This window comes from Bacillus sp. AG4(2022) (assembly GCF_031844465.1).
In the GTDB taxonomy this organism is placed as follows: Bacteria; Bacillota; Bacilli; order Bacillales; family Cytobacillaceae; genus Bacillus_AB; species Bacillus_AB infantis.
In genome coordinates this window covers 91,326-106,548 of record NZ_JAUZVH010000001.1, presented here as the reverse complement: position 1 = coordinate 106,548, position 15,223 = coordinate 91,326, and the positions used below count along the sequence as shown (strand labels likewise).

General features: G+C 44.9%; 17 protein-coding genes. 8 read left to right on the top strand and 9 right to left on the bottom strand.

Going from position 1 to position 15,223, the window contains the following annotated elements:
* Window positions 1-35 precede the first annotated feature (35 nt).
* Window positions 36-1,286, bottom strand: coding sequence for an erythromycin esterase family protein (locus tag Q9R36_RS00570; RefSeq protein WP_148949470.1), 1,251 nt, complete (start codon window positions 1,284-1,286; stop codon window positions 36-38).
* Between the two features lie 146 nt (window positions 1,287-1,432).
* Between Q9R36_RS00570 and Q9R36_RS00565 the strand changes: the two genes are divergently transcribed.
* Together Q9R36_RS00565 and Q9R36_RS00560 are read left to right on the top strand one after the other, a co-directional pair.
* The gene (locus tag Q9R36_RS00565; protein WP_022543856.1) at window positions 1,433-1,624 is read left to right on the top strand and encodes a hypothetical protein; all 192 of its coding nucleotides are present in this window, start codon (window positions 1,433-1,435) and stop codon (window positions 1,622-1,624) included.
* Between the two features lie 14 nt (window positions 1,625-1,638).
* Window positions 1,639-1,875, top strand: a complete 237-nt coding sequence (locus Q9R36_RS00560; protein WP_009793826.1) for a transcriptional regulator SplA domain-containing protein — start codon at window positions 1,639-1,641, stop codon at window positions 1,873-1,875.
* Between the two features lie 416 nt (window positions 1,876-2,291).
* Here the strand turns inward: Q9R36_RS00560 and Q9R36_RS00555 are convergent, their stop codons facing one another.
* Window positions 2,292-2,477: a cold-inducible protein YdjO-related protein gene (locus tag Q9R36_RS00555; protein ID WP_083783107.1), complete on the bottom strand. Its 186-nt coding sequence runs from the start codon at window positions 2,475-2,477 to the stop codon at window positions 2,292-2,294.
* Between the two features lie 81 nt (window positions 2,478-2,558).
* Here Q9R36_RS00555 and Q9R36_RS00550 point away from each other — a divergent pair, with 81 nt between their 5' ends.
* Complete coding sequence (locus Q9R36_RS00550) at window positions 2,559-2,693, top strand: hypothetical protein (RefSeq protein WP_022543857.1); 135 nt, start codon at window positions 2,559-2,561, stop codon at window positions 2,691-2,693.
* Window positions 2,694-2,719: 26 nt separating this feature from the next.
* Here Q9R36_RS00550 and Q9R36_RS00545 read toward each other — a convergent pair whose 3' ends face one another.
* Both Q9R36_RS00545 and Q9R36_RS00540 read right to left on the bottom strand, forming a co-directional pair.
* Complete coding sequence (locus Q9R36_RS00545) at window positions 2,720-3,448, bottom strand: YqjF family protein (RefSeq protein ID WP_022543858.1); 729 nt, start codon at window positions 3,446-3,448, stop codon at window positions 2,720-2,722.
* 84 nt (window positions 3,449-3,532) lie between these two features.
* Window positions 3,533-4,366 carry a manganese catalase gene (locus Q9R36_RS00540; RefSeq protein WP_129612199.1) on the bottom strand — a complete coding sequence of 278 codons (834 nt, stop codon included), beginning with the start codon at window positions 4,364-4,366 and terminating at the stop codon, window positions 3,533-3,535.
* A gap of 295 nt (window positions 4,367-4,661) precedes the next feature.
* On the opposite strand from Q9R36_RS00540, the gene Q9R36_RS00535 reads away from it, so the two are divergent.
* Together Q9R36_RS00535 and Q9R36_RS00530 are read left to right on the top strand one after the other, a co-directional pair.
* Window positions 4,662-5,888 carry an MFS transporter gene (locus tag Q9R36_RS00535; protein WP_311224378.1) on the top strand — a complete coding sequence of 409 codons (1,227 nt, stop codon included), beginning with the start codon at window positions 4,662-4,664 and terminating at the stop codon, window positions 5,886-5,888.
* A 257-nt stretch (window positions 5,889-6,145) separates the two neighbouring features.
* Window positions 6,146-7,177, top strand: coding sequence for a class I SAM-dependent methyltransferase (locus Q9R36_RS00530; RefSeq protein ID WP_009793821.1), 1,032 nt, complete (start codon window positions 6,146-6,148; stop codon window positions 7,175-7,177).
* A 39-nt stretch (window positions 7,178-7,216) separates the two neighbouring features.
* Here the strand turns inward: Q9R36_RS00530 and Q9R36_RS00525 are convergent, their stop codons facing one another.
* The 4 genes from Q9R36_RS00525 to Q9R36_RS00510 all read right to left on the bottom strand — a co-directional run bounded on the left by Q9R36_RS00525 (window position 7,217) and on the right by Q9R36_RS00510 (window position 8,815).
* Window positions 7,217-7,375: a hypothetical protein gene (locus tag Q9R36_RS00525; protein ID WP_009793820.1), complete on the bottom strand. Its 159-nt coding sequence runs from the start codon at window positions 7,373-7,375 to the stop codon at window positions 7,217-7,219.
* A 153-nt stretch (window positions 7,376-7,528) separates the two neighbouring features.
* On the bottom strand, window positions 7,529-7,636 hold the full coding sequence (locus tag Q9R36_RS00520; protein WP_009793819.1) for a YjcZ family sporulation protein: 108 nt from the start codon (window positions 7,634-7,636) through the stop codon (window positions 7,529-7,531).
* Between the two features lie 94 nt (window positions 7,637-7,730).
* A complete protein-coding gene (locus Q9R36_RS00515; protein WP_094769013.1) occupies window positions 7,731-8,009 on the bottom strand; it encodes a hypothetical protein in 279 nt (92 codons plus the stop codon).
* Between the two features lie 152 nt (window positions 8,010-8,161).
* Window positions 8,162-8,815, bottom strand: a complete 654-nt coding sequence (locus Q9R36_RS00510; protein ID WP_009793817.1) for a hypothetical protein — start codon at window positions 8,813-8,815, stop codon at window positions 8,162-8,164.
* Between the two features lie 276 nt (window positions 8,816-9,091).
* Between Q9R36_RS00510 and Q9R36_RS00505 the strand changes: the two genes are divergently transcribed.
* A complete protein-coding gene (locus tag Q9R36_RS00505) occupies window positions 9,092-10,309 on the top strand; it encodes a NupC/NupG family nucleoside CNT transporter (RefSeq protein WP_009793816.1) in 1,218 nt (405 codons plus the stop codon).
* Between the two features lie 49 nt (window positions 10,310-10,358).
* On the opposite strand, the gene Q9R36_RS00500 is transcribed toward Q9R36_RS00505, so the two are convergent.
* Entirely contained in the window at window positions 10,359-12,287 is a 1,929-nt protein-coding gene (locus Q9R36_RS00500; protein WP_009793815.1) for an endonuclease MutS2, read from the bottom strand.
* Window positions 12,288-12,821: 534 nt separating this feature from the next.
* On the opposite strand from Q9R36_RS00500, the gene Q9R36_RS00495 reads away from it, so the two are divergent.
* On the top strand, window positions 12,822-14,306 hold the full coding sequence (locus tag Q9R36_RS00495) for an aldehyde dehydrogenase family protein (protein ID WP_009793813.1): 1,485 nt from the start codon (window positions 12,822-12,824) through the stop codon (window positions 14,304-14,306).
* 200 nt (window positions 14,307-14,506) lie between these two features.
* Window positions 14,507-15,106, top strand: coding sequence for an SCO family protein (locus Q9R36_RS00490; RefSeq protein WP_009793812.1), 600 nt, complete (start codon window positions 14,507-14,509; stop codon window positions 15,104-15,106).
* The last annotated feature ends 117 nt before the right edge of the window (window positions 15,107-15,223 follow it).

Here is a 15,223-nt window from a genome sequence, read left to right as displayed (position 1 = left end):
TAACAAAGGGTGAGCCTGATTCAGGCTCACCCTCTTTAGTCAAGAGATCTTAAAGCAGAAGTGCGGTCAATGAAAAGAAAACCATCGTACCGGTCGGAAATCTGTGAAGGAACGTAATTTCCATTGAGTTCAAATTCCGGATTATATACGACTCCCACCGCTCTGTGTCCAATCGTTTCTTGAAAAAGGCTGCGATTTTCGCTGCTGAAGAGAATCAGCTTATTATGTGCACCAGCCCGGTGCAGCAAATCCTCCCAGCTACCTTCTGCTGCAGGAGGCAGAAGCATCACTTCCCTTCTCTCTCCCCAGCTGCGTCCGGCAATCACAGTCCCGTCGTATGTTCCCAGACCGAGCGCAAATACTTTGCCGGCATACCTCTCCCTGAGAATCTGGCCGACATTCGTCATCCCATGCATTTCCATATCAGTTGCTCTTGCATCACCGATATGCGTATTATGCTCCCAGATGACGATCTTTGTAGCTTCACCATAGTATCTAATGATTTCCTCAATTGCGCTGACCATATGTCTGTCCCTAATGTTCCAGTCCTCAGCGCCGCCTTTTACCATTGACCGGTAATAACTTTCTGCATGAAGGGCAACAAGGCTGTTGACTGAAAGGTTAAGCGCCGTTTCATTTTGGGGAGGGTATTTTGCCAAGTCTCTCCGGATATTTAGCAGCAGCTCCATTACTTCTTCCTCGCACGATTCTCCATAAAAGCCCGATGACACCGCATAGTCCTCAGGATTCCTGTAATAAGGCTCAAAGCATGAAAAAGCTTTTTTGGCAGCTTCTGCATCATTGGAGCTGTCTTTTTCAAGATGCTGGATGATTTCCTCCATGGACTCCCATAAACTGTAGACATCCAAACCGTAAAAGCCAATCATATCTTTTTTTGCCTGCTCATTATAATCCCTGAGCCATACGATAAAGTCCTGGATCTCACGATTGGCCCACATCCACTCCGGCCATCTGTTAAATGCTGCTTTCAGTACATCCTGTGGCAGGCGCTGATTATACGACTTAATATAGCTGTTAACCTCAAAACATGAGGGCCAGTCCCCTTCAACACAAACGGCCTTGAAGCCATATTGTCCGATAAGCTTCTTCGTCAGCTCTGCCCTCCAGGTATAAAATTCAGATGTTCCATGGGACGCTTCCCCAAGGAGGACGAACTGGGAGCTGCCGGCAGCTTCTGCTGCTGCATCCAAGTCATTAAAATCATCAATCCTAATGCTGTGATTCTGGATATCTGAGATTATTCTTTCTGCATTATTTTTAAACATTCCCTGCCTCCTTTTTTTCTATCTGTTATGCGTATTCCCGGCTGCTCAGATCCTAAAGCCTCTGCTTTAATTTGGTCTTAATGCATAGTGGAGATACATCAGGAAAAACTTTTAAATAGATGGTTCGAAAAAAGGAGGGGATATACTTGCAGGAGAAAGAAACAGAAGACCCTAAGAATTTTGCACCTTCTGAGCCTGAAATGACAATAGACACTGATGCTCGCGGGATAAACGAAAGAAATACGCCCGGAGACTCTGTCAATGAGCATGAATCACTGGAAACAGCCAATAGCATCATAGCTGCAGGCGAAATTGGACAGCAAAACGAGAACTTATAAAGGAGAATGCCAATATGGATATGATCAATCCTAAAGAAGTAAAAGCCGGGGACGAGGTATTTGTTATATATAACAACCCCCATACCCCTACCGTCTCAAATATCCGGGCAGCAGAAATCGTCCAGCATCCCAAAGATCCCAACGCGTATGCCCTGTTCCTAAACGAAACCTTTCACGTAATCGAGGACGACGACGCCCTGTTCACCTCACAAGCCGCCGCAGAAAAAGCATTTGAAGAACATTATGAATAGAAAAGCGGAGGCGGCTTGCCCAGAGCCGACAAGCATAAGACGCGCAAGGATAAAAGGCGTTCTTTGCCTTTAATCCTTGCGTGGCTTATGACTCGAGGCTCTAGCCGCCGGAGCTGGACAAATAGAAAAGCGGAAGCGGCTGTTCGGATTAAGGAACGCAGGCTAAAGACGCCACGTCCTGTGGCAACGCCTGCATGACCCGCGTCCTGCGGGCCCAGCATAAGACGCTTTGGAATTGGAGGCGTTCTTTGCCTTCGGTTCCAAAGTAGCTTATGACTCGAGGCTCTAGCCGGCGGAGCTGGACAATAGAAAAGCGGAAATGCCTTGTTCCAGGAACACGGCATAAATACTCTGCGTTATGCCAACAAAAAGAAGCCTGACAAAGGTTCAGGCTTCTTCCCATTAATCGTGCAGCATCAAATCTTTGGAAGCTCTCTTATTTCAGCAGTCATACCTGTTCCGCAAAGGGGGCATAATAAGTCATCGGATGCGAAATCTTTCCTCATCCACCCATTGCAGGATTCACCGGCGCAGGAGTATACTTCAGTATCCATTAAGATATCTTCTGGCTTTTCTTCTTGTGCTCTCTTGTTGAAAAAAATAGGAACCGCCTCCTTTTTTTCTAGTATGTGCAGGTTCTGCCTTTTTAACCTGTTAAATAAAAAGAACTGGAGGGAATATGCTTGGAGTCTAATAAAAGGTATACTGCTGCAGGAACTGATATTGAAGAAGTAAAGAAAAAAAATGCAGCTTCGGGACTGTCGTACAACGAAGTCAAAAGGCAGCTGGCAGAAATGCATCAGAACAGGAAAAAATAACAGCCGCATTTGACGGCTGTTATTTTTTAATCCAGCATCCATGGCCATATGAAGGCGGTCTGGCTCTTGGAATAATGGAAGATAGGTGTTTCTGCGGCTGCACCTTCAAGCTCCGGCGGTAAAAAGGAATTCTCTGCTGCCCTGCCCTCCGCCTGCATCAATCTCCACTTTTTATGATGGATATCCGTCCTTAAATATCGCCCCCCTATTCTATTGAATAAACAATATCTCTCAGTCAGCCACTCATCAAGTGACCCTTTTTCAGCTGTGTATGTTTGTCCGCAGGTGCTTAAGCTGCATTTGTATTTACGATGGCTGCTTTTCCTGGCAGCTTTTATGGTTAAGCTTTCATTATTTCTTTCTTTTTTCAAATCAGCCCAAAAATATGGGAGGAAATAAGCAAGTCTCGGACCAACTGTATTGAGCAGGGAATTCGTATCAAGGCTGAAAAAATAGACTCCCTGTTTTCCATTTCTCTTCACATAGGTACGGACGTTCATTTCATGGACTTTTTCTTTTAGCGAAAATCTCGGGGTGATTATCAAGCCTGCTTCCTTCAGAGAAAAAAAAACTACACTGATCCATGCCTGGCCTCCGTAAATATCTATTTCCATACCATCAGGCACAGAGCTTCTGATGGAAGAAGCCTCCACTGGCCAATGGACAAACACCACATCAGTCCAAGTCTGCGTCATTAGCCAGGGTAACTTTGGAAGAGGGTAGGGTCTATGGCTGATTACATTGAATACGCTCATTTTGATCCTCCTGCTGCTTTTTCATATTTTTCCCGGCTGCAGGAAAAAACCCGGAGCTGGATACCCCGGGCCATGACTCTTTCTTTATTGATTTTTTAAGTCTTCCGGCAGCGTATTATGAAGGCTTTTAGGAGCCGGGTTCAGAAATGGCTTCTCGGCATTCGGTTTAGGATCAGCAACATATTCATATTCTCCCTGGCCATCAAGTGCAGGTCCGCTTGCCCACCGTCCTGCGCCGCTTTCCTGGCCTTCAGAAAGATTATATAGTTTATAAGCAATATCCTTTTTCTCAAGTTCGCGAGGGAATGTGCTTGGTGTAATGATGCCTTCTTTTTCCTCAAGTTCAGCGATTGCTGCCATCCATTGATTCTGATGGTAAGAATCGCGGGCAATGAGGGTAGAAAGCAAATCTTTAACTCCAGCATCATCAGACATTTCATACAGGCGTACGGCCTGCAGGCGCCCCTGGGATTCTGCATTCAGGTTGGCCCTGAAGTCAGCCAGAAGGTTGCCGCTTGCAATGGTATAGCTGCCCATCCAAGGGTTGCCGACACTGTCGCTCGGGCGGGCACCAAGTCCGCTTACAATCGCGTGCTGCGGATTCATCCCGCCGAGGACTGCACCAATGACAGGATCTTTTGCTGCATCTTCCTGGTCCTTGACAGGTGCGTTATCTAGCAGGCGGGCAACCATGGTAGCAAGCATTTCAACATGTCCGATTTCTTCTGTACCTATATCCAAAAGCAGGTCCCGGTACTTTTCGTTGCCGCGTGTAGCCCATCCCTGAAACATATATTGCATGGCAACGGTCATTTCTCCATACTGCCCGCCGATCAGCTCTTGCAGCTTCTTGGCAAACAAGGGATCCGGACGTTCCGGCCTTGCTTCGAATTGCAGTTCTTTTACATGATAAAACATAAAATTCCTCCTCGACAGGTGTTTTTTAGTCTGGCTGGATAAGCCTTCCTAGAATAAGTACCCCTGGTGGAAAAACGTAAACTATAGAGGAAACAGGGAAAGATTTTACCGGTAAAGTTAAATTATTCCAGTGTTAATAATGATTTTGTCATGTGACATAAGTCCTTCAATAGGTCTATGTTCTTAATCGAGAAGGTCCCACCTTTTACCCTTTTTATGCCAAATGTATTGTTTTTTGAGAAGCGAAAGCATACAATCCATTGCGGCAACGAAAAAGGAAAAAGGAGATTAAGAATTGAAATATACACAAAATGAAAAGCTGAGCATCTATAATGGCCTGGCTTCTACTATTTCTACGAATGCGGTCAACGGCTACATCCCCCTACTGGCCATCAGTGTTCTTGAGGCAACAAATCAGCAGATGGGACTGATAAGTTCCCTTCCTTCTATCATCGGCCTTCTGGCCATCATTCCTGGAGCAGTTTGGATCAATCGTTCACGGAGCAAAAAAAGGGTGGCTGTTGCTTCTACATTTGCGACAAGATTTCTTTTTATGCTGATTTTATTTGTACCTTTCCTGCCAAAGGAATATGCGCCATGGTTTCTTGTTGGGCTTATTGGTCTGCTCAATTTCCCGGGAGCTGTTTCCGGACTGTCCTGGCAGTCCATGATCGGAGATCTGGTCCCTGAAAAAAGACGCGGTGAATTCTTTAGCACACGCAACCGCCTTAATACAATTGCTGCCATGTTTATAACTTTCGGGACAGGATTTTTCCTGCAGCAGTATGACCAAGGTTCCCCTTTTCCGTATCAATTTCTCTTTGTGCTCGGCTTCCTCTTTGCGCTGCTTGAAGTTTATTACCTTTTTAAGCATAAAGAAAGCCCGGTGATAAAAGAAAAGCCGGAAGAGGGCATCAAGACAAAGAAACTATCATTAGCTGTTTTCAGGCACAAGCCATTCCTTACATTTGTTGTCTGCGGACTTTTATTTAATTTTGGTGCCCAGATGGCATGGTCCATTTTCAGCATATATCAAATAAAGGAAGCAGGAGCTACTGCCCTGTGGCTTTCCCTGTTTTCTGTAACCAACCAGCTGGCCCAGATTGTCAGCATTAAATGGTGGGCTAAAGCGGCGGACAGGAAAGGCAACAGCTTTATCCTATTCATTGCAGCAGCTGGCATGGCAACGGCCCCGCTCCTTACAGTCGCTTCATCCAATCTTGTTTACCTGACGCTAATCAATCTATGGATCGGCCTTTTTGTTTCGGGGACTAATCTGCTGCTGTTCAATCAGCTTCTTAATGCTTCGCCGGAAAAAAACCGGACCAGCTATATAGCCAACTATAACTTTTTGTCATCCCTTGTCGGTTTTATCGCCCCGCAATTCGGAGTGTTCCTGCTTGATCATTTCGGTATGTTATCGGCTATGAGCATAACTTCTGCTGTTCGTTTTGCAGCAGCGCTTTCCTTCCTGTTTGCGGCTCTAACATTAGAAAGAAAAAAGATGGCTGCGGCGATTTAAGAGCAGGATATCCTGCTCTGTTTATCTTTAGACGGTTTTTGTGTCATTGCTGCTAATGATTAGATCATTTTTGTGAAACCAAGTTTTACAGACCTGTAAACACACTATTAGTCACGAGGATTATCCAGCTAAATGGTCCCATCACAATATGAAGCAGTAAAGCCATAGGAAAGTCGTTTTATTTCCGCCTATTAAAGGGATTGACATTTCCTGTGTTGAATAAATATTGATAACGCTTACAAACCGGGGTGGTATTGTTGCTTGAAACCGAAATAAAAGCAGATGAGATTAAGGAGGAAACCTCTCTCCTTCCCTCTTACAGGAGGGATATGCGCGAGTATACGGAAAAGCAGGCCGGCAGATTCATTAAGATGAACACTGTAAAGGATTGGTCCTTGCTCTCGTGGAAAGACATCGGGAAGCCGTACGAAGTGACATCATTTGCAAAAGAAAAGCATGACTGGGAAAGGGAGCATGAAAAGGAACTTCCCGTCCATACATCCTGGGAAATGTTCAACCGTTCCTTTCATCAGTGGTTTGTTAAGGATGTCCCAGCCGAAATGGACAGGTCTAAGAAGGAATTCTTGAAAAATGCAGCTATGATGAAGCCCCGTGCAGCGAAATCAGCTTTGGGCGAGCTGGTAAGGCTGTCACTATGGAATTATGTTCACAGGATTCAGGATGGGATTTGGGATCCGCGCGGAAAAAGAGGCCTATTTGCCAACTTGGACCTTGAAAAACCCCGTATCCTGTTTTTAGGTGCTGCAGAAGGATATGAAGCAATGCAGCTGTCTGCCATGTATCCAGGCGGAGAAGCAGTACTGGTGGATTATGATCCGTTTTGCAGGGATGCACGCTTTGAAGAATTTCCGGAATCATATCCCTTCCTTGGCCAAAATAAACAAACAGGGGGCAGAAAAGCTTTTTACAAAAATGATTTCCAAATTGACTATGTAGTGGAGGATATCAGGAATCTGCCTTATGGGAAGGAATTTGATATTGTCTTGAGCGTGGGGCTGCTGGAGCATTTCCCTGACAAATTAAAGCCCGAGGTGGTCGATTGGCACAGAAGTTTTGTGAAACCATCAGGGTATATCATTATGACGACTCCAAGAGCACAGCTCAGGTCCAAGCTTTATTATGAAATAATGGCCGATGTTATGAACCACACGTACCGGGAGCTTATGACAGTCGAACAGATGGGGCTTTATATGTATGAAAACGGACTGGAAATTCTTCAGCACGGAATTATAAAAGTGCACAATGGCATTGTAGCAAGAGCAAGATAAAGTGACAGAATCAAGCTGCATAGCGCAGCTTGATTCAAGTCAATTCTTATAGTCTGCCCTTTTGCCCACTTCAGGTTCTCCGCCGGTTTGATTGCCTGTTGTAGCGGTATAGCCGACTTGGTAGGATGAATTGCGCTGTTTCTTTAACGCATCCGGCATTTTGTATTGTGACATGTCATCCTGTGCTTCTTTTGGCATGATGAATCCCTCCTTGAGGCTGTCATTATATTGTTTTCTTTTTCAGGATTTTAATTCAGGGAGATCATCCATGCGAGCAAGAATGGTTTAGGGGGAAAACGCAAAAAGGAATCTGCCTGAAAACAGATTCCTTTTGCTCAAATGCAGAAAGGATTAGAAGCCTCCCCCAACATAAGCAGCGCCAACAATAATCAAAAGGATGAAAAGCACGACGATAAGGGCAAACCCGCCGCCGTAGCCGTATCCAGCTCCACCGCTCATTCATTGCACCCCCTTTATGCACGACCTAGGGTATTGTATGAGAAGGATGACTGTTTTGAATGGGCTAATAGTATCTTTGTGCTTAATTGAGCTCTTACCATAGAAATGGGACAAAAGCTAAAGCAGCAATTGCTCCGAACGCAATGCCGATGCCAAAGCCTCCCCAGCCCCAGCCCCAGCCGTAAGGATACGCAAATCCATCAAACTCTCCATAGCCGTGGCCGCCGTAATTCCTGCCGCCTGCAGGTCTGATAAAAACCTTTGAAGGTGTAACACGTTCAATAACTCCCACATGCTCTCTTCCATGCACAGTCCGGATCCGCACCATTCGGCCCATGCCGCCTCTGCACTGATTGTAATAGCTTCTTGACATTTCAATCACCTCCGATATGTTGTCCGCTAACATCATATGCAGGAGGGCCTGTCAGCTAATGGACAAACGTCCGGGGACAAGTGCGGATATTCCTAAAGCTGGACCAGTATATGTTGCGAAAAAAAGTGCGGAGCAATTTCTGCCCCGCATTTTTATACGGCATTCCTATCCAAATATTTTTTTGTCAAAAGCAGGCTGGCAATTAAGATTAGCTCAAACAGATTCGTAACTGCAGCACTGCCTGGATCAAATGGTACAGCACTTCCTGCAGCCATAATAGCAATTCCGGCAAACATCCAGAACCAGCCTGTTTTTTTCCAGACAATAACTCCGGATATCAAGAGAAAGACCGATACACCGATCACCATTATTGGAGGACCGTGAGCATGCAATGGTGCATATTTCAGCACCCCGTATTCAGTTACTGCCTCAAGCTGAAGATTCCTGATGGCAAAGAATTCTATAGACATTAATACAATGGTTATGATCCAGGCAATCCCCAGGCTTTTCTTTTGATCAAGCACCCTTGCACCCGATTCTTTTGCAGCATACCAGGCAAAGAGAACGAGGAGAGGTGTTGCGGCGGCATGTAAAATAAATCGCATTCTATTGAGAGACAGAAGCATGTCAGATTCTCCGGCTATCCGTCCTGCTGCAAGGATGCTATTATCATAGATCAGGCCGGCAATCACAACTAGCAGCACATCTCCGTATGTGGGCCTTCCCTTTTTAAATAAAAGAAAAATTCCCCAAACCAGCAGCAGAGTGTAAATGATAGCATAAATACCGAAAAAATAAGGATCCATCCAATCCCCCCTTTGTTTTTTCTTCTGTTTCCCTGAACCTGCTCAGACTAACCATATTTAATTTTCCGCAAAAGCGAATATGGAAAATAGAATCCATGTATTAATTTTCTAAACAATTTTATTAAACAAAATACTGGACTGTAAACGGATTCATGTTAAAATGAAACAGGTAAATTAGTTGGATGTCTGACGTCTGTTCTCATACAACATTTGGAAGACGTTTATGAAGATTTTTATAAGCTAGAGATTACTATTAGTTGTTAAGGGGTGGAACTGATGAATTTACTTTGGGGACTATTTGGGATTGCAGTCGTTCTTGGAATCGCACTTCTCTTCTCTTCAAACAGAAAAGCGATCAATCTAAGGACGATAGCTGGCGGACTTGCCATACAGCTTATCTTTGCTTTTGCTGTTTTAAAATGGAATGCGGGGAAAAAAGCACTAGAGATGCTCACTGAAACGGTGAACAATATCGTAGGCTATGCGAACGAAGGAATCAACTTCCTGTTTGGCGGCCTGTTTGCCGATGGAACGAATATTGGGATGGTATTTGCCTTTCAGGTTCTGCCGACTGTCATATTCTTCTCATCTTTAATCTCTGTTCTTTATTACATTGGTGTCATGCAGTGGGTTATCAAGATTATCGGCGGAGGACTTTCAAAACTGCTGGGGACAAGCAAGGCAGAATCCATTTCTGCAGCAGCAAATATTTTTGTGGGCCAGACAGAAGCTCCTCTCATCGTCCGTCCATTCATCAGTAAGATGACCCGGTCGGAATTATTCGCTGTCATGACGGGCGGACTTGCTTCAGTTGCAGGTTCAGTCCTTATCGGTTACTCCCTGCTGGGGGTGCCGCTGGAATATCTCCTTGCTGCCAGCTTCATGGCTGCTCCTGCAGGCCTGGTATTAGCAAAGATCATGATTCCGGAAACAGAACAATCACAGACAGATAAAGAGATTACTATTGAGAAAGATACAGAATCTGTCAATGTAGTAGATGCAGCCGCAAAAGGCGCCAGTGTCGGCCTTCAGCTTGCATTGAATATCGGTGCCATGCTTTTGGCGTTCATAGCGCTTGTTGCTATGATTAACGGATTGATCGGCTTTGCCGGCGGGCTATTCGGTGCAGACAATCTGTCTCTTGAAATGATTCTCGGCTATGTATTCTCGCCAATTGCATTTGCGGTGGGTGTTCCGTGGTCAGAAGCGGTTCAGGCTGGGGGATATATCGGTCAAAAGCTTGTTCTGAATGAATTTGTGGCCTATTCTTCCTTTGCCCCTGAAATCGGGAATCTGTCTGAAAAAACTTCAGCCATCATCAGCTTCGCTCTATGCGGATTTGCCAATATTTCATCCATGGCCATCCTTCTTGGCGGTCTTGGAAACCTGGCTCCCGACCGGAGAGGCGATATCGCTAAACTCGGATTCAAAGCAGTCGTAGCGGGTGCGCTGGCTTCATTGCTGAGCGCAGCAATTGCAGGAATGCTTTTGTAAGTATGCAAAAAGGAAAGAAGCCTTCGCTTCTTTCCTTTCTTTTTATATGTTAATCATCAGCATCTGCACTTAAACCTTTTACATGCTTCTTACCCATCTGCTTCAGAACTTTCCGATTCTCTTTTGTATCAAATATGATGGAAAAATCATATTCTTCCGGATATAGCTCCTCTGCCTTAATATACAGCTTGAGTCTTTTAGAGTTGATCTCCTTTTTCTCTCCTTTAATTTGCACAATATATTGATCCCGGCTGTCAGGTCCTTTATAGATAATCCCCAGTTCACCTGTACTTGTATAGAGTACATTGTCACCTGTTTTAAAGGCGGCAGGCTTTTCTATTTTTGCTGTCTTCTCTCTTTTCTTTTCGTGCTTCTGAACAAATATTTGCCTCTCCATCTTTTTCTTTGCTGTATCATCTGAAAGTTCCTGTGGATAGCTCTTCTCTATCCCGTATGAATAGTAATGGGCCCTTTCAATCAGCTTCGGATGGATTCCAAGCTTTAAAGCGATGGCAAATGCCTGGCTTTCTCCTGACTCTCCTATTTTCAGCCTGTATGTTGGCTTTAAGGTGGCAAGATCAAATTCCATGCTTCCATTTATAAAGCCTTCATGATGCTCTGCAAAAGATTTGATCTCTTTATAGTGCGTTGTTGCCAGGATAGCAGCTCCTTTCCTGTGCAGCTGCTCCAGAATAGCTGCTGCCAGCCCCATTCCCTCCCCCGGGTCAGTGCCTGAGCCAAGTTCATCCAGAAGCACCAGGGAGTCAGCAGTGGATTCTTCTAAGATTTCGCCTATATTTTTTATCCGGGAGCTGAAGGTGCTTAAGTTTTCTTCAATGCTTTGGCCGTCCCCTATATCAACCAGGATCTTCTGGAATATGCCCATTGAGCTTCCCTGGGAAACCGGGAGAAGCAGACCGCATTGAGCCATCAGGACGAGCAGGCCGACCGTTTTGATGGCAACTGTTTTGCCTCCTGTATTCGGTCCCGTTATCACAAGGGCTGTAGTTCCGCTCTGTCCAAGCTCTATAGTTAGAGGGACTGCTGAGCTCCCCAGCGAAGGATGTCTGGCATCAAGGAGGCGGAAAGACTGATCATCCTGAAAACAAACTGGGATGCCCTCAATCGCCAGCCCGTATTTTCCCTTTGCAAAAACGATATCATAATGGATCATTGTCTCGGCCGCCAGCTTGATTTCTTCATGCTTATCTTCCGCCAGCCCTGTCAAGTACAAGAGAATGTTCAGGATTTCCGACTCTTCATCTGAATGCAGCCAATTCAGCTGGTCCTGGTGTGCTCCGATTTCTTCAGGTTCAATAAAAAGGGTTGAACCTGAAGCACTTCTGTCCAGTACTGACCCTTTGATCTTATACCTGTATTCCTTCTTTACCGGCACCACATACCGGCCATTCCTCTGGCTGACTACCCCCTCCTGCAAAACCTCTTTATATTTAGCTGATTTCAGGATCTGGTTCAATTTTTCCTTAAGCCTTTCTTCCTGGATAGCAATCTGTTTGCGGATCTTCAGGAGGTCCTTGCTGGCATGGTCATCTATCCCCCCATTCCGGATGCAGCGCATTAGTTCTTCTGCAAGGAAAGGCAGATCGTCAACAGAGAGTATATAGGAAGATATTCTTGGAGCAAGGTTAGACTTGTCTTTCATATACTTCTTAAGCTTCTTGCAGGATTGCAGAAATTCATATAGCCTGCTAAGCTGTTCTACCCGCAGCACAATTCCTTTGTGGAATGATGACAGCAGGGCTTCAACCCCTTTCATACTGCCGATGGGGACACTGCTTCCGGTTTTAAGAATTGCAGCTGCCTCAGCAGTTTCGTCTGCCAGTGCTTCGATCTGGCCTTTTAGAAAGGATGGCTCCATGCTGAGTATCTTTTTTCTTCCTCCTTCCGTCAAAGCGAATTGAGCCGCATTTTCTTTTACCACATGGAAATCTAAAGACTCATAAGTGTGTGAATTCAATTTTTTTCCTCCTTTTTATCAATACAAAAAGCCGCAATGAACTATATCATTGCGGCTCCCAAAAATAGGATTCAGCATATATCAGTATTCAAAAAAGCTGTGCTCAAAGAACACAGCTTTCCACTGATAGAAAATGCTGCAGGCTATGACCGAGTTCTTAACTCTATTCCATGGGCACACTTAAATAAAAGTTCCCTTCCTTAATCTTTTAAGAAAGAGCCCCGGAATGACCGTATTTGATTAACGGTTTAGTTAAGAACGGCACCTAACATACAACATACCCCTTTTGCTGAACAAATTATTTAATACAATATAATCATATACAAGGGAGGCCACAGAAGTAAATAGAATTTTTCTTTTTATCAGAAATTTGAAGGGATAGACAAAAAGCGCAGAAGAATATTGTCGAAAACTATCTGAAAATTTGTTCTCTTTTTATTTGAATAATAGAATCTGTAAATGCTAACATAGTTTATGGAAGCGCTATCAAAATAGGCTTTTGGCTACATAAATTAATTTCAGGGAGGAATTGCAATGACCCAATTAACAATTAATTTGAAGGAAAAAGTAGAAAAGTTCCTGGCCGGAAAGAAAAAGCTTTTCATTAATGGAGAATTCGTGGAAAGCGCCTCTCAGAAAACATTTGAAAGCTATAACCCTGCTACCGGTGAAGTTCTGGCGACCCTGTATGAAGCAGGTCCTGAAGACATTGATAGAGCCGTGCTCGCTGCAAGGAAGGCATTTGATGAAGGAAAATGGTCCAAGATGGGCAGCGCTAAAAGAAGCAGATTAATGTATAAACTCGCAGATTTAATGGAAGAACACAAAGAAGAGCTGGCACAGCTTGAAACCCTGGACAACGGTAAGCCAATCAGGGAAACCTCTGCAGCTGATATCCCGCTTGCTGTTGAGCATATGCGCTACTATGCGGGCTGGACGACAAAAATCGTCGGACAGACAATTCCGGTAAACGGCCCATTCTTTAACTATACACGCCACGAGGCTGTTGGAGTGGTCGGCCAGATCATCCCTTGGAACTTCCCTCTCCTCATGGCAATGTGGAAGCTTGGGGCGGCACTCGCCACAGGATGTACGGTTGTTCTCAAGCCGGCGGAGCAGACACCTCTCTCCGCTCTGTATCTGGCAGAATTAATCCAGGAAGCGGGCTTCCCTGAAGGAGTCGTGAATATCGTCCCCGGCTTTGGTGAAACAGCAGGCCAGCCGCTTGTGGATCATCCTCTGGTCGATAAGATCGCGTTCACCGGTTCTACAGAGGTCGGAAAAATGATCATGCAAAGGGCTTCCAAGACACTGAAACGTGTCACGCTGGAACTTGGCGGGAAGTCGCCGAATATCATCCTTCCTGATGCCGACATGACAAAGGCCATCCCAGGCGCATTGAACGGAGTCATGTTCAACCAGGGCCAGGTATGCTGTGCAGGATCGCGTGTGTTCATCCAGAAAAAGCAGTTTGATAATGTAGTGTCCGATATGGTCGATCATGCCAAGAAGATCAAGCAGGGTGCCGGCCTGCATGCTGATACGCAGATAGGCCCTCTCGTTTCAACAGAACAGCAGAACAGGGTCCTTGGATATATTGAAAAAGGCGTCAGCGAAGGAGCGGAACTGCTTGTCGGCGGAAATAAGCCATATGAAGAAGGTTATTTTGTCTCCCCTACTATCTTTGCCGATGTACGTGATGAGATGACGATTGCCAAAGAAGAAATCTTTGGTCCTGTCATCTCGGCGATGCCGTATGAAGATCTTGATGAACTGATTGCCAGGGCAAATAACAGCGAATACGGCCTGGCGGCGGGCGTCTGGACGAAGGACGTCTCCAAAGCCCATTATATCGCCAGTCAGCTCAGGGCAGGAACTGTTTGGGTCAACTGCTATAATGCCTTTGACGCAGCCTCCCCATTCGGCGGCTATAAACAGTCTGGCATGGGCCGGGAAATGGGATCCTACGCTTTGAATAATTATACAGAAGTGAAGAGCGTCTGGATCGGAATGAACTGATCCAATCATTAAAAGAGGGGCCCGCGGGCTCCTTTTTTTCTTTTATAACTCTACTTGAGAAATTATCGAATCACCCAGATAGTGCTGTCCATATGCCACGGAGCCGGATGAATATTTTTTTGCTCCTGCTTTTAAAATTTCACATAATATCCATGTCATTTTTTCCTTCTCTTCCCTATTCTTAAGTGGGAGGGAACGAAATGAAGAAACTTTATTGGATCAGCTCTATCCTTATTATTGCCGGGATTTCTGCAGGGATTGCTTTTTTTGTCATCAGGGATCATTCAGCAGAAATTCCTGAAGATCTATCATTGATTAATGAAAATGGTGAAACCTATGATTTCAGCGAGCGTGGACAGACCTTAACATTAGTTGAATTTATCTATACCCATTGTCCTGATATCTGTCCCACAACAACACAAAAAATGAATATGCTCAGAAGCGATCTGGAGAAAGATCATGTTTTTGGCAATAAAGTAAAATTCATGACAGTAACCATTGACCCTTATCGCGACACACCTGAAGTGCTGAGTAAGTATATGGACACTTTTGAAATTAATAAAGACGGGAACTGGGTGTTCCTGACTGGAGATCGAGACAGCATGAAAGAAGACCAGCAGGAAATACAGGAGCTCGCCAATGCCTTCCAGTTTCAGTACCGTGATCCCGGGGATGGCTTCTATGTGCACAGCACCTATGTTTATCTCCTGGATAAAGACAATAAATATATTAAAAAGTTCCCAATGGGTGAAAGTTTTGATAGAAAAGAAGTATATAAGAAGATTTTGAAGGAGCTGTAAATCCAGGGTTCCCACGGCCTGGATTTTTTCTTAAGCACGAAAAAGGCTGACTGCCGGAGAGGCAGGTCAGCCTTTTGTATGTATATTCATTCGTATGTTTCTTATGTTCTTCAGGCT

Excerpts from the sequence above, each read along its gene's own strand:
- Q9R36_RS00570 (WP_148949470.1), bottom strand. The coding sequence starts at position 1,286 with ATGTTTAAAAATAATGCAGAAAGAATAATCTCAGATATCCAGAATCAC.
- Q9R36_RS00560 (WP_009793826.1), top strand. The coding sequence starts at position 1,639 with ATGGATATGATCAATCCTAAAGAAGTAAAAGCCGGGGACGAGGTATTT.
- Q9R36_RS00545 (WP_022543858.1), bottom strand. The coding sequence starts at position 3,448 with ATGAGCGTATTCAATGTAATCAGCCATAGACCCTACCCTCTTCCAAAG.
- Q9R36_RS00540 (WP_129612199.1), bottom strand. The coding sequence starts at position 4,366 with ATGTTTTATCATGTAAAAGAACTGCAATTCGAAGCAAGGCCGGAACGT.
- Q9R36_RS00525 (WP_009793820.1), bottom strand. The coding sequence starts at position 7,375 with ATGCCAAAAGAAGCACAGGATGACATGTCACAATACAAAATGCCGGAT.
- Q9R36_RS00520 (WP_009793819.1), bottom strand. The coding sequence starts at position 7,636 with ATGAGCGGTGGAGCTGGATACGGCTACGGCGGCGGGTTTGCCCTTATC.
- Q9R36_RS00515 (WP_094769013.1), bottom strand. The coding sequence starts at position 8,009 with ATGTCAAGAAGCTATTACAATCAGTGCAGAGGCGGCATGGGCCGAATG.
- Q9R36_RS00510 (WP_009793817.1), bottom strand. The coding sequence starts at position 8,815 with ATGGATCCTTATTTTTTCGGTATTTATGCTATCATTTACACTCTGCTG.
- Q9R36_RS00505 (WP_009793816.1), top strand. The coding sequence starts at position 9,092 with ATGAATTTACTTTGGGGACTATTTGGGATTGCAGTCGTTCTTGGAATC.
- Q9R36_RS00495 (WP_009793813.1), top strand. The coding sequence starts at position 12,822 with ATGACCCAATTAACAATTAATTTGAAGGAAAAAGTAGAAAAGTTCCTG.
- Q9R36_RS00490 (WP_009793812.1), top strand. The coding sequence starts at position 14,507 with ATGAAGAAACTTTATTGGATCAGCTCTATCCTTATTATTGCCGGGATT.